13 protein-coding genes and 1 tRNA gene are annotated in these 18,092 nt (G+C 60.2%); 4 read left to right on the plus strand and 10 right to left on the minus strand.

Going from position 1 to position 18,092, the window contains the following annotated elements:
* Positions 1–2: 2 nt before the first annotated feature.
* Positions 3–1,556: a Ppx/GppA phosphatase family protein gene (locus tag FHX08_RS13560; protein ID WP_132652568.1), complete on the minus strand. Its 1,554-nt coding sequence runs from the start codon at positions 1,554–1,556 to the stop codon at positions 3–5.
* A gap of 244 nt (positions 1,557–1,800) precedes the next feature.
* On the opposite strand from FHX08_RS13560, the gene FHX08_RS13565 reads away from it, so the two are divergent.
* Positions 1,801–1,874, plus strand: a tRNA-Gln gene (locus tag FHX08_RS13565).
* Positions 1,875–2,032: 158 nt separating this feature from the next.
* A complete protein-coding gene (locus FHX08_RS13570; protein WP_184327235.1) occupies positions 2,033–4,123 on the plus strand; it encodes an integrase in 2,091 nt (696 codons plus the stop codon).
* Positions 4,124–4,144: 21 nt separating this feature from the next.
* Here the strand turns inward: FHX08_RS13570 and FHX08_RS13575 are convergent, their stop codons facing one another.
* The 8 genes from FHX08_RS13575 to FHX08_RS13610 all read right to left on the minus strand — a co-directional run bounded on the left by FHX08_RS13575 (position 4,145) and on the right by FHX08_RS13610 (position 13,970).
* A complete protein-coding gene (locus tag FHX08_RS13575) occupies positions 4,145–6,475 on the minus strand; it encodes a hypothetical protein (protein WP_409527395.1) in 2,331 nt (776 codons plus the stop codon).
* Positions 6,476–6,717: 242 nt separating this feature from the next.
* A complete protein-coding gene (locus FHX08_RS13580; protein ID WP_184327237.1) occupies positions 6,718–7,029 on the minus strand; it encodes a hypothetical protein in 312 nt (103 codons plus the stop codon).
* Between the two features lie 368 nt (positions 7,030–7,397).
* Complete coding sequence (locus FHX08_RS13585; protein WP_184327238.1) at positions 7,398–8,360, minus strand: DUF429 domain-containing protein; 963 nt, start codon at positions 8,358–8,360, stop codon at positions 7,398–7,400.
* A gap of 27 nt (positions 8,361–8,387) precedes the next feature.
* Entirely contained in the window at positions 8,388–9,125 is a 738-nt protein-coding gene (locus FHX08_RS13590) for an ATP-dependent Zn protease (protein ID WP_184327239.1), read from the minus strand.
* Positions 9,122–10,966, minus strand: a complete 1,845-nt coding sequence (locus FHX08_RS13595) for an ATP-binding protein (RefSeq protein WP_184327240.1) — start codon at positions 10,964–10,966, stop codon at positions 9,122–9,124. The genes FHX08_RS13590 and FHX08_RS13595 overlap by 4 nt, the downstream gene beginning before the upstream one ends.
* Complete coding sequence (locus FHX08_RS13600; protein WP_184327241.1) at positions 10,966–11,271, minus strand: hypothetical protein; 306 nt, start codon at positions 11,269–11,271, stop codon at positions 10,966–10,968. The genes FHX08_RS13595 and FHX08_RS13600 overlap by 1 nt, the downstream gene beginning before the upstream one ends.
* 118 nt (positions 11,272–11,389) lie before the next feature.
* The gene (locus FHX08_RS13605) at positions 11,390–12,493 is read right to left on the minus strand and encodes a hypothetical protein (RefSeq protein ID WP_184327242.1); all 1,104 of its coding nucleotides are present in this window, start codon (positions 12,491–12,493) and stop codon (positions 11,390–11,392) included.
* A 304-nt stretch (positions 12,494–12,797) separates the two neighbouring features.
* Complete coding sequence (locus FHX08_RS13610; RefSeq protein ID WP_184327243.1) at positions 12,798–13,970, minus strand: hypothetical protein; 1,173 nt, start codon at positions 13,968–13,970, stop codon at positions 12,798–12,800.
* Positions 13,971–14,306: 336 nt separating this feature from the next.
* On the opposite strand from FHX08_RS13610, the gene FHX08_RS13615 reads away from it, so the two are divergent.
* Positions 14,307–15,215 (plus strand): HNH endonuclease, encoded by a 909-nt coding sequence (locus FHX08_RS13615; protein WP_312862135.1) that lies wholly within the window; start codon positions 14,307–14,309, stop codon positions 15,213–15,215.
* A 36-nt stretch (positions 15,216–15,251) separates the two neighbouring features.
* Here FHX08_RS13615 and FHX08_RS13620 read toward each other — a convergent pair whose 3' ends face one another.
* Positions 15,252–15,554: a restriction endonuclease gene (locus FHX08_RS13620; protein ID WP_184327244.1), complete on the minus strand. Its 303-nt coding sequence runs from the start codon at positions 15,552–15,554 to the stop codon at positions 15,252–15,254.
* A gap of 489 nt (positions 15,555–16,043) precedes the next feature.
* On the opposite strand from FHX08_RS13620, the gene FHX08_RS13625 reads away from it, so the two are divergent.
* On the plus strand, positions 16,044–18,050 hold the full coding sequence (locus FHX08_RS13625) for an ATP-binding protein (RefSeq protein ID WP_184327245.1): 2,007 nt from the start codon (positions 16,044–16,046) through the stop codon (positions 18,048–18,050).
* The last annotated feature ends 42 nt before the right edge of the window (positions 18,051–18,092 follow it).

The following is an 18,092-nucleotide window of genomic DNA, read 5'->3' on the forward strand; positions in this document are numbered from 1 at the left end:
GCCTATCCCTTATTACCCCGTTGGCCGCGGCGGTTGCGATTCCGACGCCAGACGCCGTCATCGGCCATCATGTCGGTCAGCAGGCCTTCCCTCAAGCCACGATCGGCAACACGCATGCGCGGGCTTGGCCAGCGGCGGCGGATCGCTTCCAAAATGGCGCAGCCGGCGAGCACCAGATCGGCACGATCCGGCCCGATGCAGGGATTGGCAGCGCGGCTTTCGAAATTCCAGGAGAGAAGCTTCGCCTGCATGGCGGAAACTTCGCCGTCCGACAACCATATGCCATCGACCTTGCGGCGATCGTAACGCGGCAGGTCCAGATGCACGCCGGCAAGCGTCGTGACCGTGCCCGATGTGCCGATCAGATGGAAATCGCCGTCCTCGGCAATCTCGATCTCCGGGCAATCGAAATTCGACAGCATGCCGGCGACTTCGCTGACCATGCCCTCGAAAACCTCTGGTGTCACGTCGCGGCCGCCGTGGCGTTCGGAGAGGGTAACGACGCCGACGGGCAGCGAGGTCCAATGGGTGATGTGATTGGCAAGACGGGCGAAGCGGTTGTCGCCGATGCGGATAACGGCAATTTCGGAGGAGCCGCCGCCGATATCGAAGAGCACGACAGAACGCGCCTCACGACCGACCAGCGACGAGCAGCCGGACACGGCAAGCCGCGCCTCGGTTTCACGATCGATGATTTCGAGCTCGAGCCCGGTCTCGACGATCACCCGCTGCAGGAATTCCTCGCCATTGGCCGCTTGGCGGCAGGCCTCTGTCGCAATCAGCCGCATGCGGCGGATCTCGCGGTTCCGGAGCTTGGCGGCGCAGATCCTGAGCGCATCGACAGCCCGCTCCATCGCCTCATCGGAGAGCCTGCCGCTGGCGGCTAGTCCTTCGCCGAGACGCACGATACGGGAAAAGGCATCGACGACGCGGAACTGGCCGGGGCGCGTCGGCTGGGCGATCAGCAGGCGGCAATTGTTGGTGCCGAGATCGAGCGCTGCATAGAGTTCGTCAGGCCAAGGATGTTCGCCACCTGCCCGCTCCTCTTCGGGCCCCGGCTGCCGGCTCCGACGATTTGCCGCTTCGGCGTCATGCACCTCGCGCGGCTGAACGCGCGAAGGCGCATCAGCGCGATGCTCGGCGCGTGCGGAGGGCGGCGCATGCGCGGGAGCCAGCGGCCTGCCCTGCAGGCCCCTTTTGCTGCGATGCTTGCGACGGTTGCGGCGGCTGGAGGGCGAATCGCCGTCCGGCCGTGCTCCATTTGCATGCGCGGCGATCTGGACCGCGGTCTGAGGCTGAGCAGCAATATCAGGCTGGGATGTACCCCGTCCACCACGGCGCCTGCGTTTCCGCTTGCGGGCCGGACTTTCGGCGTCTTCCTTCGGGCGCGCTGCCTCGCCGGCATGGCCGGCAAGATCATGCGAAGCGGGATGAGCGGCGCTGCGGGATTGCCCGCCTCGCTTGCCCTTGCGGCGCCTGGACTTCTTGCCATCCTTGCGCCCTGCCGCCGACGCCCCGTCAAATTGCGGCCTTGCGCCGCCTTCGGGGTCTTCCACGTTCGTTTTCCATCGCGCCGCGCAAGTCCGGAAGGTATGCAGCAGGCGCTCATTCGATTTTTGCGTTGGCGCGAGAATATCAGCGACCGGCAAAATCACCAAATTCTTTTTGATTCCGGATTTTAGACCTGAAATTTTCACCCGCGTTGGAAGGGCCGAAATTTTTCAAAACGGGTATTTGCAATCCGCCAGCTTTTGTTTATAAGCGCCGCACACCAGCCGAACCGACGCGGTTCGCAGCTGCTGGGGAATAGTTCAATGGTAGAACAGCGGACTCTGACTCCGTCGATCTTGGTTCGAATCCAGGTTCCCCAGCCAATTCTCGCTAAATCCCCTTAATTCCTTGATTTTCCAGTCGTGCCGGATCCCGTTTTGGCGTCATTGGCGACCTGATGCCCAGAACTGGTGCCCACAGGTGATGCCCACGCGAAATATGCGCGACGGCATCGCAGGTGGCAGGCAAGGGCAAGATCCCCATGGCAGTCCGCCACGACGTCGAAAATCTCATTCGCCGCGGCAACATCTTCTACTGGCGAGCACGCGTCCCCATGTCGTTCGCGAGGTGCCGACCGGGCAGCCGGCTTTCACTGAGCCTTCACTGTTCCGATCATAAAAAGGCTCAAGTCATCGGTCGGAAGCTCAACATGCTGATGGCCGAGCTGAAGATGAAATCGAAGGAACCGATGTCCAAGGAGCAGCTCCAGAAACTCTGCGAACACGAGCGCGACGTCATGCTCCTGCATCTCGAAGACGTCGCCCTCGCGGCCAGGCGGTATGGCCGACCTGCCGACATCGAGGAGCTGGAAATCGACCTGGAGAATGGCTGGGCCTACAAACTGCTCGCCATGTTCGGCATCCGCCAGCATCTGACGCTGAAGGAAGGCTGCAGCGGCCATCGTTACCTGGTGGCGAACGGAGTTCCCACCTCGCACATCTCGGCGATCAAGTCGAATTACATCGAACTGTTTGACGAAGCAAACAGCCGAGCCTTTCAGGACGGCATCCGGATGCTGATGGATCAGTTCGGCATCGGTCAGCATCCGCTCAATCATGAGAAAGCCATGAAGGCCTATTTCGAGGGCCGGGCGGAGGCGCTGTTCGATGTCGACGATCGGCATCCGCTGGCCGACCGAAGCCTCAGCGAGTTCACGGGCGGCTCCAGACCAAACCCTCGGCCGAGTTCGGCAACACCGGTCCAGCCCGTGGTCCCGCTTATCTCCTCTCCTCCAATCGCGGAGGCCGATACCGCACCGACGCCGAAACCCTTCGAACTTTCCGCGATCGTTCCCCTTGACCTTCAGCCTGTACCGAGTCCTGCAGCCGTTGAGCAGGGAGATGGTTCGACAGCCATGCCGATCCTTCGTGTCGCTGACTTCGAACTGGAATGGGAGAAACTCGCCGCCAACATGAAAGACTCGTGGGATGAGAGCACTGCCAGAGACAATCGCGCTCTCGTTCGAATGTTCAAAGGCGTGCTCGAAAAACTTGGCGTAGAACATTCCGGGCAGATCACCCAGTTTCACCACGGGGAGCTGCGGCAGCACTTCAACATGATTCCGACTCGCTGGGGGCAGAGTGCAAGAATGCGAGCCATGTCCGCAGCTGAGCTTCAAGCGGAGGGACAAAAGCTCCGAGAACAAGCCGAGAAGGACGGTAAGAAACCTGCGGTCGGACTCAGCAGTGGGACTATCCGCAAGCATCTCGGCAACTTGGACCACTTTCTAAAGCATCTTCGTGGACACGGCTTCGATATCGGCGACTGGAGCTTCGAAGGCCTTAGGCCGAAGAAACCCAAACCGGGCTCCATCCGAAGGAAGCAACACAAACCCAAGCCGGAAGAGATCCAGCCGATTTTCTCATCCCCCATCTACACGGGCTCGTTGAACGACAGGCGAGGTCGTGGAAAGCCAGGTCCGCATGTCTTCCATGATGCGGCTTACTTCCTCCCCATCATGTTCTCCTATCTCGGCGCCCGCCGAAGCGAATTCGCCGGTCTTGGATTGGACGACATCGAAGAAGATGACGATGGCCTGGTGCTTATCTTGCGGACCAATAAGTTCCGGCGACTCAAGACGGAGCAATCAGAGAGGCTATTGCCGGTTCCCGATGAACTGATCCGCTTGGGCTTCATGGACTACTGCGTTGCGCTCAAAGAACTGGGGTACGAGGCCGTCTTTCCGGACCTCTTTTCCCACAAAACCATGAACGATCCCGGTGACCGCTTTTACGACGTCTTTCTCCCAATCATGAAGCAGTCGTTGGGAGAGAACATGTGGAGCCGCGCCTTCCATGCGCTCCGTCACGGGATGGCGGACACTCTCCTCCAGGCAGGCGTTCCGCCCTTGGTTATCGACGATATCTCCGGACGGCTGAGCGAGGGCAGTGAGACCAGCCTCCGCTACACGAACCCAGCCGGGCTTCCGCTGATGCGAGATGCTCTCAGCAAGTATCCGATCATCACGGCCGGCATCGAGCCCAAGCCGATCAAGCTCCTCCCCTGGATCGAACAACGGCTACCGCCGCCATGGGCCCGCGAGGCCAAGAACGAAGAAAGACGCCGGAAATAATTTCCGGCGTCCGCTCTCGACCTATGCGGCCTCCCAGACCTGATTAAGAATGCGGGCGGCAAGGGCTGCCTTGTCCTGCGGAAGGAACCGTCCGTAGTGCTTGGCGACCATGTCCGCTGTGTCCTGGATCGCGTAGCTCGCCTGCTCATAAGAGCCGGTCTGCTTCAGGATGTGGGTTGCCAGGACGTCTCGGACGTTATGTGGACCATGCGGCAGGAGGCCCTTGATCGCTCCCCGACCAGTGTAGGGGTTGTAGATCCCGTAGCGCTGGATCGTCAGACGCCAGGCCTCGTAGAAGCTGGTGGTGTCATAGGTTGCATCCGTGCTGGTCGTCTTCACGGTTTTGACGAAGAAGGTGCCGGGATCGGCAGCACCGCGCAGCAACACCGCCCGATGTCGGTCCACATAGGCGTCGATATAGGCGTAGAGGTCCAGGAGGTCCGGCAGCACGAGACGGAACGGCTTGTCGCCGAAGAAGGATGAGTGCGCATTCTTGAAGGCGACCGAAGGTATGAAGACCTCCCATCCGCCTTCGCGGTCCCTCCAGCGGATCTCGCCGCGCTTCATCTTTTCCAAGACACGCTCTGAACGCGGCATGTGGCCCTTTGGGCAGAGCATCAGTTGCCGCAGATTCTTCTGGCGAAGCCCGAGATGCAGTCCCAACCGCAACATCAGGAACGACCGAACTGCCTCGGCAGCCGGCCGCGGATACCGATGCTCGTCCGGCATTAGGCGAATGATCTCCTCGGTGATCTTGCGGTACTCACCGACAGGGCTCGCTGCTTCAAGCACCGGCATGATCGGCTCGAACGGGTCGCGGTGGACGCGCGCGATCCGTTGGATCTCTTTGACCCGATGAGACGCATGCTTGTGGAAATCGTCACAGGCGCCGTGCCAATCCTCTTTCGCATAGTCGATCTCGTTTTGAGAAACCAGCCCTGGGATCGGCTGAACACGGGCGAGAAGCTCAGGGTGCTGGCGAAGCCAGCCTGTGCCTTCTTTGGTCAGCGCCAGGGCGATGCGCAACATGTCCACCTCCCAAGCGGTGTAGAAGCCACGCCGGCTTTCTCGCCACTGGAGGTACCAATCCCAGACGCCGGGGAAGGGCAGCAGACCGAAGGTGAGTTGACGAAGCGGCACACCACAGCCCCTCACCTCTCCATCCTTCGCTGCCGCCAGAGCGCCGAACATCAGCCCGAGGTGCTCGATCTTTTGGGACGCCGTCTCTTCCCCCCAGACGCCGTTCCGCTGGAAACCCACCGACGTCAGAGCAGACGTCTTGAAGCGCACAAGGTCGGCCATCTCCATTGCGAGAGCCGCTGGGGCCTCGATGACTCCCGACAGAAGGTCAGGGTCTTCTATCCAGGTCTGCTCGGAATTCTCAGGGACAATGATCTTACCGTCTCGTGGCGCCCGGCCGCCGTAGGAGACGCCAGGAAAGCGAATGGCGTAGCGCTGCTTGGCGGCCGCTGCCTGAAACTTCCTGTAATCGGTCGAGCCGCTGATGATGACGCGCCGGACCCAATCTACAATCTCCTCGCGCTTCTTGAACGGCAGCGAGTTGAAGTCTTCCGGGAAGTGCCATGCGAGCCGGCGCCGCTCAGGAGGCTCTATTCCTGAAAGATCGAAGCCGGAAGCAGATCGCGAAGGGTGCGGGAGCTTCGACTTGAAGTATCCCTCCGGCAGCCGGTAACGCCGCTCGATGCGAGAGAGCACGTTGAAACTTTCGGTACTGCGCGGCACCCGCCGACCTTCGATCCAGCTCAACAGCGTGTTCTTGTCGGTTAGATCGTCGGGTCCGACGACAGCACGATAAAGTACCCAATATGTCTCTCCGTGCCGTCGAAGGTGAAGTTGGAGAGCTTCGGCAAAGTCTGCCGGATCCTTCCAATCGTCGAATAGAGGGGCCGGAAACTCGACGGCGATGCTGGCCGATGCCGCGCGAGAGGTCTTCGTCGCTGTTGACTGTTTGTGCTCCTGCGGCGTCGCTCGGCTAGCTGCCGCCGGCGCTGCCCTTTTCCGCGAGACCTTCGGTGATCTGGAAGCTTTTCCCTGCGACGAATTGCTGGAGAGGCCCGTATCTCTGATCCAGCGAGCAATGGCATCCAGACCGGGTTCGATTTGCCGCGCATTTGCGGCAAGGAGCTTGGCGTCGACCCTGCAGGTGACTGCCACACTGCTCCAGTCTGTCCTGCCGCTAACCCGAGGGGCTGTTTGCCGGGACTGGATCAGCGAGTGCATGTAGCTTATCAACCCCGCCAGTTCATCAGCCGCCAGAAGCGGCGCGAGACGAAGTTGGCAGAAGGCGTCGATCTTGCGCTGAAAGGCTTTGGGAGAGAAACTGTCTGTCATTTCCATTCACATAGCTGTTGTCATGCTCCCGCCGAGGCGGGGCGAGCGAGCTAAGCGAGATGGGTTAACCGGCGGTAACTCTCGCAGGGCATCTGTTTGGATGCTCCAGAAAAACGATTCAAAAGCAAACGGCGTTTCAGCAAGTAACGGGGCGACGAAGTCGCCATCAGGATAACGCCGTTTGCATCAGGCGAAGGCTGACCCTGGCGAAGAGGGTTTCCCTATCGACGCCAGGGCTGCGGTCAATGGATGAGATGAACCTTGCGGCGGAAGGGGCTGTCGCCACATCCATATTGCTCGACGAGAGCGCTGAAAACTTCGTACGCCGCCCGCTCGTCAAATCCCTGTTGGGTCAGCTCTCCCACCAGCTCGTCTTCCAGCTCGCCCAGCTTGGTAAGCTTCCCGGTCTTCAGCAGACCCGAGATCACCCTGAAGAGTAAAATTCGGGCGAAGTCATCCCGTGCCGGGCGCCGCTCAATTTTGTGCCGGTCCCGCAGCAGCCGCTGCCTCTCTCGCTGCTTCGCATTGCGTTCGCGCTGCGTCTGTCGTGCCATATGTCCCTCCTCTTTTGGCTGATGGCACCTTCGATGGTCAGAGGACCGGCGGGCCGGCGCAAGCCGTTTTCCGGTGAATCGGAATCATCATGTTCTGAATCGGAAATCCGCCACTCTGAATCGAATGAGCGCAATTTGTTTCGACGTGCGGACACGTCGAGATACATTTTTGGTGACTTCCCTGTCGCGGCTAAGGTCCGTTCGTCAGTCAGACGGACGTCTCCCCAGAAAGAGGGAATCGGAAATCTGAGAAACTGAATCGTCTGCCGTCGATATGGAATCGTCAGCGGAGAGTTTTGAATCGGATGCTGCTTGTTCAGAATCGAATCTGCGCAATTTATCTCAGGTCGCCGGCAACCGATGTCGCTTTAACCCACCTTGAGATGCGTTGCTTCGGTGGTTGAGTTCTGCTGGCCGAGAATCCAGCCTTCCCACGTCATGACATCTTGGGTCGTCGGCGCGCCCTCAGCCCTTCGGCCCTCGACCACATCGATCATGCCGAGCAGGCCGATGATTGCGTCAAACTGATCTTCGCCGGATTTGTCGACGCCGAATCCGTCGTGGATCATCTCCTCGACCGCTTTACCATCCACATGCGGTCGGTTCGCCAGCCACCGGAGAAGGTGAGTGCCGACAGAGCGGCGGCCAGACTGCTGCCGCTTGCTCCAGACTGGTCGACGCGGGATTCCAAGCTGCCCGTAGACGTCGCCGGGATAGGTCTCGGCGACGATCGTTGCGCCGGGCTTCACGAGTTCCGAGAGGGTTCCGTCGAACGGCCACAGTACAACGTCATCCAGGTTCGGGATGATGATCTCGCGCCATCCGGTGATCGCGGCCTTGCCCACCTGGTTGCCCCCCAGCGTCCAGAACAGCATGCAAGCGTCGCCACGGTCTGCCGTTGAGCGCTCGCAGCGGCGAAGGAGATCGGAGCCGCTTTCGATGTTCAAAGCGTCGAACAGGTGCTGACGCTGGGTGCCGCCCGGCCTCATCGGATAGAATGGCCGATGGATGGAGATCTCGTCGCGGTGCTCCGCCACATCGAACCATCGTTCATATTGCCCAGATCCAAAATTACGCAATGCGGAGCGGAAATCAGCAAGGCCGGAGGCTCTGCCATAGGCCTCCGGCAGGCCGATGGGAAAGTCAAAGCCCATGAGGAGGGCTCCGTCTGTTTCGCCGCGGCGCCGCAGCCGTGGGATTAGGTCGGCCGTATCGCCGACGGGTTCGGGCGCGGAGATGATCCAGCCAGTCCCTCGGCATACAGCAACGCACATCCACCGCTTCTTCCGGTCGATACTCCAATCGCAATGTGCGACAACAGCGACAGACATTTTCAGGTCTCCTCCACTGGCGAAGGTCTAGGAGCTGGAGGCCAGGATGTCCATGACGGCATCGCCATCGAGTGCCTGGGCGTCGAACAGCGCGCGGACCAGCCGGTCGAAGGCGGCCCGGTTTTCGAGGATGACTTCCGTCGCCCGCGCCTGCGCGAACTCCAGACGCCTGTGGACCCGCTTTGCCAGGTCATCGTCCCGGCTTAGAATGGCAGTCGGATTCCGATGATGGAGATAGAGCAGCGGGTATCTGGCACCGAAGCCCAGCGCCTGCTCCATGTCGATCGCAATCCGCGTCGCGCGGGCAAGATCGCTGTGCTCGGCGCCGCCGGAGCCGGCGGAAGCTGTCTTCAGAACGATCAGCTCTGCCGCGCGGCCTGCCATCAGCAGCGCCAGGAGCCGCTCGTACCATTCGACTGTATCCGGTCCGCCATTGCCGAAGGTAATCGTATTTTGTCCGCCGTCCCTGGCATCAATGGTCAGCCCCAGGACCGCGCCGAGGCGCAGAGCATGGTGGACCACGGCATGGCCGGATTCATGGATGGCCAGGCGCCAGCGGACATCGTAGGACAGCGTCGGGCGATGGCCGCGGATGCCGGCCTCGAGATCGGCATAAGTCATTGGCCGTTTTTCCCGGCGGGCCTTCAGCCTCGCCTCGCGGACGCCACGTTCGACATCAGCGCCGGTCAACCCCATGGCCCGTGTCGCCAGACGTCGCAGCACCTGTTCGGCCGTCATCCCGTTTCTGCCGCTCTCTCCGCTCATAACGGCGCTCCTTCCCGTCCTGCATCCGCTGCGATGACGTCGAGGTCGGACCCGAGATGATGGGCTAGGATGCCGGAAAGCGCCGGGATGTCGGGTTTGGGGATTTCGATACGGGTCTCGAGCCGCCCGGACCGCCGGATCGCCTCGTCGATCTCATTTGGCCGATTCGTCGCGCCGACGACGATGACGCCCTCGCTCTTGAGTGCGCCGTCGAGCAGTTCCAGCAGCTTGTTGACGCAGGCATTCCAGTAGTCGGCATAGTCCCTGGAGGCACTCACCCGCATGCCGATGCCGTCGATCTCGTCGATGAACAGAATGCAGGGCGCCTGCGCCCGCGCCTCGGCGAACGTGTCTGCCATCCGGCCAAGCACGTCGTGCAGGTATTCACCCTGCAGCCAGGTCGACACGGACGTGACCACCAGAGGGATTTGCAAGCTGTTGCACAAGGCGCGTGCGAAGGTCGTCTTGCCCGTTCCGGGCGGACCGGAGAGCAAGAGCTTCGTGCTCATCTCGGACCAGTCGAGGTCGCCGCTTCGGTAATCGGCGAGATCGGCCTTCAGTCCCAGTGCCCAGTCCTTCGCGGCGCCGTAGCCGGACAGGGTCTCGACGAACAGCGGCGGCTTCCCGTCCTTACCGCCTTCCGGCGGCTGCGGCTGCACGACCTCAGCACCTGTCGGCTTTTGCTTCGACCTGCCCTTGCCGCCGGAGCCAGACCCGGACGAGGAGCTGCCGGAGGACCTGCTGTCCTTGGTATCATTGCGACGCCCGGAAGAGCTTTGAGAGATGATCCTGCGGGTGGAAGAACTGCCGCCGCCCTGCCCGTCACCCTCCGCTTCGTTGCGGTTGCGGGCGGCAAGCCCGGCGAGAGCCTCGATGCTGGTGTGGATCGGGCGCCCCGGCCGGATGGCAATAGCGAGATCGTCCAGTGTCAGCGCCGCGGCATCGATCTCACGCACAAGGATGGCATGAGCGGAAGCCGCTTCACGACCATAGACTGCCTCCAGCAGTTCGGAGATCAGCGTGGCGTCGATGCCACCGCCGGTCAGCCGCACGTCACAGGTCAGATCAATCTGATCGGGAATCTCCTGGTTCGTCTCCGAGACGGCGAGGACCGGCGAGCCATGCGCCAGGGCCCGAAGCAGTTGCCGTCGCATGGTCGGCCGGTTGAGGCGCAGGTCATCACCGACGAGAACATGAAGGAAGACGCGCTTCGCCTCCCCCTCGCCCCACGCCCACATGTCTTCAACGAAAGTGAAGTCGGCGGCCATACCGACATAAGGGCCAAAGGGAACGAGCGATGCCTTCTCGAGGAGCGCAAGCAGCGCTCTTTCGAAGCCTTCGACCTGAACACGCATCGAGAAGACCGGCGCCGGCTGACGCAGGAGGTTGACTAGATCACGAAGCGCGACGCCTGACTCATGCATGGCGGCAGCGAGCAGAAGCACCGCGGCCATCGCCTTCACACTCGGCGCCTCCCCCGCTTCCCCGACGACGCGAATGGCATAGCCCGCCGACGCGCTGCTATCCTGCAGGCCTGAGCCGAAGCGCCGGAGGTGGCCCGGCAGGACCGGCATAGGCGGCGACAGGTCGGGACTTCCCGTCTTCTGCTGGTTCGGCTCGATCAGGAACGAGGCAAGATGGTCGCGGACCCATTGCCGGTCGCGTGCCGCATCTCCCGAGAGGTGCGCGGGATCAAAGGCGGGCGTGTAGCGGCCGACGAGATATCCATCGACATGGACGACCTTCATCGTGAGTAGACCGTTACGCATGGCGAGACGCCGGACCTCCCGGCGTGTCTTGTGCCGCAGTTGCCGGACGAGGAAGGAAGACAGGCGATCCATCAGAGCACCTCCCCGGCGATCATGCCGGAATTGATTTCAGCTGTGGCGGGGTAATCCGACGAACGATGGCGCGTCAGACCGGCGGTCCGCGAACGCGATCCCGCTCTCCTGCCCCTGATCCAGTTGCGGACCGTTCGGCAGGCCGGATCGCCGCGGTCGGCCAGCGTATCGAGCCGTGTCATGACGGGCGCCGGAACGGACGGGCTGCCCTCACTGCCCTGCCGCACACAGGCAAGGGCAAGGCCAATGACGATGGCCGCGTCGCATCGGAAGCCGAGCGATGAAGAGTGGTGATATTCAGACATGCGATGTCTCCTCGCCAGGCCGCAAGGCGGCCGGAGCTCATAACAGGGAGATTGAGGAAGGCAGACTGCCATGCCAGAGCGAAAGCCTTAGCCTGCGCGCGAGCCGAGCAGTCGCCGGTCAGGCGTCGAGCAGCCGTCGCGCAAAACCGACGCGGATGCGCTGCGGTAGCCAGGACGTCTCGTCGTCCTCGTCCGCGCCCGGTCCATTCGCCTCATCGTCGGAGGCGTCGAAACCGTCACTCTCGAAGCTTTCCCCGTCCGGCTCGCAACGAGGGATCACACGCCGTCCGCCACGCAATGCGCCGAAGGGTGCTGACAGAGGAGAGGAAGCACACGCACTGCCAGCAACCGGCGTGAGGATACCGAGCGCCCGTAGCGCCTCGGACTCGAGAAGCTGCTGAACGCGGCGCCCGAAGCGCTGGCGAAGTTCGGCCATGCAGGCGGCCGCACCATCGATCTCGAGCAGGTCGTCGATCTCCGATAGCGCCCAGACGCCCACGGCATGGTCGCTCGGCCGGCTGGCCCCATCGACAATGGCAACGCCGACCGTGTCGACCATCAGCCGCTTCTGCGTCTTATAGAGCCAGTCAGGCAGAACCATGGCCGAGGCCATCATCTTCAGCTTCAGCTCCTCGAGCCGGCTTGTATCCCCATAGGATGCCAGCGACCGCTTGAGGTCGAGGATGAAGGCTGAATGCTTGGCCCGGTTTACGATGATCAGGTCCGGCGTGTAGCTGCCCTTCGCGGGTGCCTCGCAGTCGAGCCGGATCTCTTCCAGGTGCCGCCAGTCATTGCCGGCCACGGCTTCGATTGCCGCCTTCACGAGCGGCAGCTTGATCGACTGCATCAGCACGACCAGATCGGGATTGGCCTTGGAAAGACGTTCAATCGCCTGCTCCAAAAGTTTCCCTTCCCGGAAGGACACCGCACGGACCAGCGAGGCCACGTTGACGTAGTGCCCAAGGATCTCGTCCTCGACCGGCTCGCCTTCGGCGATCGCTGCGACCGCCTTTTCGATCAGCAGATCGAAATCGGCCTCGACCTCCGGATAACGGACGATGCGCGGGTAACGGCGCAATACAGGCGGTTCCGGCCGCATGGCACGCTGAGCCGCGAAGTGACGGCGCGCCATCGCACCGTCGATCGCATGTCCGCTGGAGGATGCCGCCACAGCGGCACGCAGAACTTCCCCGATGGGGGAAGAAGAGTGTAGGTTGGTCATAGCCCGATTCCTTTCCAAGAAGGCTGAGGGTCAGGCCCTTGGTAGCGTTGGCGCGCTGCCTTGGGCCGCTTGCTCCGGTCACGCCGGAGCCGCTCATACCTGGCAGGACCCCGAGCGGATCTCAAGGATCCTTTCCGCAAAAATGAGAACGGATCCTGAACAAGGTTAACGGCGGGCTCATGCTTGAATTCTGTCCCACGCCTGATGGTAAACGGCCGGTAAAGTGGCTTGAGATACTTCCGCAGGACCGACGCCGGCCGAAGGTTGGAATCAAGAAAGGGGCCCGAAAGCCCCTTCCTTGTGTTCAGTCCGCCGACGCCTCGGCCGGTTTCGGCTTAAGCCAAGCCGGCTTCCTCAGCCCCGACCGTACCTCGTTGGGAACCATCGAGATGACATTGGAGGCGTCATCTGCCGCCGCTGGTACCGGACGCGCCAGAAACGTTGGCGGCTGGTAATTCGCTATGGCGACATCCTCGTCATCGACCGGATCTAGGCTCGAAGCCTCGATCCGCACGACGCCACCGAGCGCCTCAATGCCGCTGCGCATCACCGCATCTGCCGAGTTTGGAGCAACTGGGCCTTTAAGCGGCCACTCGGGTTGCTTCGTCCGGGACGTTGCCCAGTCGAGCAACGGCAGCACCTCTTGGCGCAGCCAAACCTCGAGTTCCTTGGCCTCAGGCCATGCCTCTCGCTTGCCAAGATGGTCCAGTGTCAGGAAGACCTTGTACCAGTGACTTGCGGTCGGAATCTCGCTCTCTGAGAGCTTGCGGACGTCGACGTCACCGGGCGCATCCAGAAGCAGAACATTGCCCAAACTGCGTTTTGCCGAGCGAGCCGCAGGTTCGAGCTTCGGGATGAGCGCCGTTTTCTGCAGACGCTTGCCCTTGCTCTTCAAAGCACTTGCCACTTCTGCAGCAAGAGTTGCAGCATTTTCGACGAAGGCGGCAATGCCGGTCTTTGTCTTGAGATCGATCATCGCCCGCAGACCAGACAGTCCACCGATGTCGGCGAGTTCGTCACCGACTACCGCTCCTGAAGCCTTCTCAGAGCTGTCAGCAAGCAAGGCTTTCACCTCGCTGACGCGAATGCCGCCATGTTCCTCGGCATGCGCCAATGCAGCCTCGACCTTCTCCTCTGGCGCGGACGCGAGATGGAAAAGGACTGTCGGACTGACGGCAAGCTCGACCACTCGCTCCCGGTAAGGCGCGAGGTTACGAGCGACAGCCCGGTAGTTACGGGCGGTTTTCGAGGAGATGTCGCATCGCTGCGAGACCCATTTCTCGAAAGTACCCGGCTCAACAAGCTCGGACGCCTGCTCCAGCAAGACGCCCAGCTCGAAGGCCTGGTCCGTGGACCGACGCCCCAAGGCCTGGATGCCAGCGGCTGCCGCTTCCAAAGCCTTCATGCTCTGCACGCCGATGTCGAGCGCGTCGTAGTCAAAGCGGGCGGACGCCCGTTTTGTTGTCTTCTTGGTCATGTCAAAGATCCTTGCAGGTTGCAAAAGCATCAACTGCATTTGCGCAATTGATGCATGTATTATCGCCCACCCTTCAATACATGGCAATGTATATCACAAGTTGCCTCTTGAGATATACTCACATTACTAAAGATGAAATGCGGCAGAATTACATATTATTACTACAAAAAGAACGCTTAATAATTATTTTTCATGTAAATCGCTCAAGTATTGAAAATGCATCCAATGGTTGCGAACGTCGTCACACCCCCTATTTGCGAGAGGCTGCCAACCTGGTATCACGAGGTCAGATCCATCGAGTCTCAAACTATGTCAAAGGCAGTTCTGACCACGAAGGTGGATCCCACCTATGACGATCTTCCGGAGCAGCGGTACCATTTCCCGCGCACCTATCTGCGCCAGGTCGAGGCGGCGCGAGGTGACTGGATCGTCTACTACGAGCCGCGGCGGCCGAGCGGCGACCTGATGAAGACGGGCGGCAGACAGGCCTATTTCGCAACGGCCCGGATCACCGACATTATCGAGGACCCGTCCAAGCCCGATCACTTCTATGCGCTGGTCGAGAACTTCCTACCCTTCGATCACACCGTCCCCTTCAAGGAGGCGAACCACTATTATGAGAGAGGGCTGCGCAAAGACGACGGCACCACCAACAAGGGGGCTTTCGGTCGCGCTGTCCGAAACATTTCAGACGCCGAGTATGACCTGATCCTCGCCGCCGGCTTCGCGCACGTCCTTGGAAATCGTGACCGAGAGCGGCCGGCGCCGGACCCGGTCGAGCAGGCGCACATCGGATTTGGCGACAATCCGCAAATGTCTTTCGAGATCGAGGTCGTCGATCGCCGAATCATCTCCCAGGTACTGCAGCGTCCTTTCCGGGACCGAGCGTTCTCAGTGGCCATCAAATCGGCCTACCAGGACACCTGCGCCGTTACCGGCCTGAAGCTGATTAATGGCGGTGGGCGCTCAGAGGTCCAGGCCGCGCACATCCGCCCGGTAGCCCATGGTGGGCCGGACAGCGTCCGCAACGGCCTCGCCCTCTCCGGAACGGTGCACTGGATGTTTGACCGCGGCCTGATCTCCGTCGATGACGATTACAGCCTGCTGATCGCGGGTGGCGGCGTTCCCGACACCATCACGCGGCTCATCAATCCGGAGCGGCGCCTGCTTGTGCCGTTCCGCGCGGACGAGCGGCCGCACTCGCAGTTTCTGCAATACCACCGCGAGAAGGTCTTTAAGGGCTGAGGCTGCGGAAATTATTTCCGGCCGGCATGCGGGCGATCACTCCTCGCCGAAGAAATCCTCGTCCAGCCGCTTAAACTCGACGGTGCGGTAACTGCGGACGCCGACGCCGTGTTCAATCATCAGATCGGCCAATTCCTGCCCATCGATGAGGATAACCCCCTGGGCCAGATGCCTGACGGTATCGCGCGCCGGCTGGCTGAAGGTGGAGGTGGTGACGAAAACGCCTTTAGTGGCGCCAAGGCCGACAAGGCTCCCGACGAAGCCGTTCACATCTGGACGACCGACGGCGTTGCCGGGGCATAGTGCTTGGCTACGGTTCGAGGCCGAGGCGATCCTCATTGACGATGCAAGGCGCCCCGGCGAGCAGGTTCTCGGCAAAGACCGGCACAAAGTAAATTATCCGGCATCGACTTCGGCAAGTGCTGCGCACGCCAATAGGAGTGGCAGCGGGTTGCCGGGGCGGGATCACGAGGTGCAAAAGCAGCCGACTTTGACAGTTGTGCCCTAAAATCAAAGCTCTTGCCGCAACGACCTCTCTAGGCGAACGTGTATCCATTGGTTACACTCTCGCCATGACCAAAAAAGATGTTGGGCTGCGCATCAGGTTGGATCGGGATCTGCGGGATGAATTCGTCGCGGCGTGCCATGGCCATGATCGTCCAGCGGCACAAGTGCTTCGAGAGTTCATGCGCGAGTACGTCCGCGAAAGCATTGCGTGCTCCGCTATAAGAAAGCTTCAACGTGACGCGAGAGGAAACGAAGAATGACGTCGGCTAGCTCGCCCAGATATAGGGCAGCCAACGGCCCGACTGATGGGAATAGGTTCGCATGAGCAATGTCAACGTCAGGCGGCTGGTCGAGAATATCCGATCCGGCACGAACATCTATACGCCGCTAGTAGAGCTAGTGGTAAACGCCATTCAGGCCATCGACCAAAAGGGCGTCAAGAATGGCCTGATCCAGATCGAAGTCCTGCGAAGCGGACAGGCGGATATCATTGACCGCCTTGAGGATATCGACGGGTTCATCGTCAAGGACAACGGCGTTGGCTTCACCAAGAGCAACCGTGATTCATTCGACACTCTCTATACTGAGCAGAAGATCGCCGATGGCGGTAAAGGTTTTGGCCGGTTCACTTGCCTCAAATATTTCAACCATGTGAAGGTGGCGAGCACCTTCGCCGTCGGCGATGCGTTCCACGATCGAACCTTCAGGATGGGCCTAGACAAAGACATCATCGTTGACGAGAAAACGTCCGCTTCGGAAAAGCGGGAGACGGGTACAGCCGTCGAGATTTCCGGCATCAAGTCGGTCAAGTTCCCGGACAAGCGCCTTGATACCGTTAGCCGCGTTATCGTCGAGCGGCTGTTACCATATTTCGTAGACAAGGATCGGGCGTGTCCGCGTATTGTGATCCGGGAAGCGAAGGAGCCTTCCGGTGGTGTCTCTCTCAACGATTATCTGGGCAAGGAGAACAGCCAGATTGTCGAGATGCGGGTTGAACAGGGCGAGTTTACACTCACAGCCAAAGAAGAGGCCAAGGGCTTCCAGGTCCGCGTCTTCAAATTCTATGCGCCGAGGTCGGCCAAGAGCAAAGTCAGTCTCGTCGCACATCGGCGCGAAGTGACCGACAACCCGCTTCAGGCCTATATACCTGAATTCGCCGAGGAGTTTTATGAGGACGGTCCTGACAGGGATCTGTCCAAGGGGCGCAATTTCGTCGTCAAATCGTATGTTTTCGGCGACTACCTTAATGACAACGTGTCGCTCGAAAGAGGCGAATTCCGTTTCCAAACCGACGACGACCTCCTGAGCGGCATATCCCAAAGCGAGATCGAGCAGAAGGCGGCCGAAATCGCGCAGTCGGCGGTGGGTTCGGAAATTACCGAGCGGAAGAGGCGCAAGCAGGCGCGCATCGCCGACTATGTGTCGGCCGATGCTCCCTGGCACCGGACGCTCGCGAATGAGGTCGATTTCGACGCCCTGCCGATGCGGCCGTCCAACCAGGATATCGAGCTTCATCTTCAAAAGAAGAAATTCGAAAAGGAAATCCAGACGCGATCACAGGTGGCCGCGCTGCTGAAATCGGAAAACCCCGATGAGCTGGCAGAAAAAATCACTCAGCTTATGGACAGCATTTCCGACACCAGCAAGAATGATCTCATCCACTACGTTTCCATGAGAAAGTGCGTTCTCGACCTCTTTTCCAAGTCGCTGGAAATCGATGCCGATGGAAAGCACAAATCGGAAGGCGACGTGCACGACATCATCATGCGGCGTAAGAAAGACTCTGAAGGCCTTGATTACGAATCGCACAATCTCTGGATATTGGACGAACGGCTAAATTTTTCCTCCTACGTCTCATCCGATAAACCGCTGAACAAGCCAAACGGAGATCGGACAGATATTACGATCTATAACCGGCGTGTAGCATTTCGCGGTGAGAACGAGGCGAGCAATCCCATCACTATCTTCGAGTTCAAGAAACCCCAACGAGACAATTTCGCCGATCCTTCATCCAAGGAAGACCCGGTTCAGCAGATCGTCCGCTACGTCAATCAGATCAGAGAAGGCAAGTTCAAGACGCCCACTGGCCGGGATATTAGCGTCAATGGCACGACGCCATTTTATGGATATGTTGTATGCGACCTAACGGCCAAGGTTAGAAAGTGGCTTGAATTAGAGAAAGAGTTTACGCCCATGCCTGACGGACTCGGGTGGTTTCGATGGTTCGGCAATAATAGTCTTTACATGGAGGTCCTAAGCTGGACGAAGCTACTTCGAGACGCGGAAATGCGAAACAAAATATTTTTCAATAAACTCGGAATAGACTGAATAAGTATGAAGATAAAACTCAAGGGTCTTATGGGGGCGGCA

The organism is Rhizobium sp. BK529 (assembly GCF_014194105.1).
In the GTDB taxonomy this organism is placed as follows: Bacteria; Pseudomonadota; Alphaproteobacteria; order Rhizobiales; family Rhizobiaceae; genus Rhizobium.

What these genes read in the sequence shown, in the direction of transcription:
- FHX08_RS13570 (WP_184327235.1), top strand. Translation starts at nt 2,033, where the DNA reads ATGGCAGTCCGCCACGACGTCGAAAATCTCATTCGCCGCGGCAACATC.
- FHX08_RS13575 (WP_409527395.1), bottom strand. Translation starts at nt 6,475, where the DNA reads ATGACAGACAGTTTCTCTCCCAAAGCCTTTCAGCGCAAGATCGACGCC.
- FHX08_RS13580 (WP_184327237.1), bottom strand. Translation starts at nt 7,029, where the DNA reads ATGGCACGACAGACGCAGCGCGAACGCAATGCGAAGCAGCGAGAGAGG.
- FHX08_RS13585 (WP_184327238.1), bottom strand. Translation starts at nt 8,360, where the DNA reads ATGTCTGTCGCTGTTGTCGCACATTGCGATTGGAGTATCGACCGGAAG.
- FHX08_RS13590 (WP_184327239.1), bottom strand. Translation starts at nt 9,125, where the DNA reads ATGAGCGGAGAGAGCGGCAGAAACGGGATGACGGCCGAACAGGTGCTG.
- FHX08_RS13595 (WP_184327240.1), bottom strand. Translation starts at nt 10,966, where the DNA reads ATGGATCGCCTGTCTTCCTTCCTCGTCCGGCAACTGCGGCACAAGACA.
- FHX08_RS13600 (WP_184327241.1), bottom strand. Translation starts at nt 11,271, where the DNA reads ATGTCTGAATATCACCACTCTTCATCGCTCGGCTTCCGATGCGACGCG.
- FHX08_RS13605 (WP_184327242.1), bottom strand. Translation starts at nt 12,493, where the DNA reads ATGACCAACCTACACTCTTCTTCCCCCATCGGGGAAGTTCTGCGTGCC.
- FHX08_RS13610 (WP_184327243.1), bottom strand. Translation starts at nt 13,970, where the DNA reads ATGACCAAGAAGACAACAAAACGGGCGTCCGCCCGCTTTGACTACGAC.
- FHX08_RS13620 (WP_184327244.1), bottom strand. Translation starts at nt 15,554, where the DNA reads ATGAGGATCGCCTCGGCCTCGAACCGTAGCCAAGCACTATGCCCCGGC.
- FHX08_RS13625 (WP_184327245.1), top strand. Translation starts at nt 16,044, where the DNA reads ATGAGCAATGTCAACGTCAGGCGGCTGGTCGAGAATATCCGATCCGGC.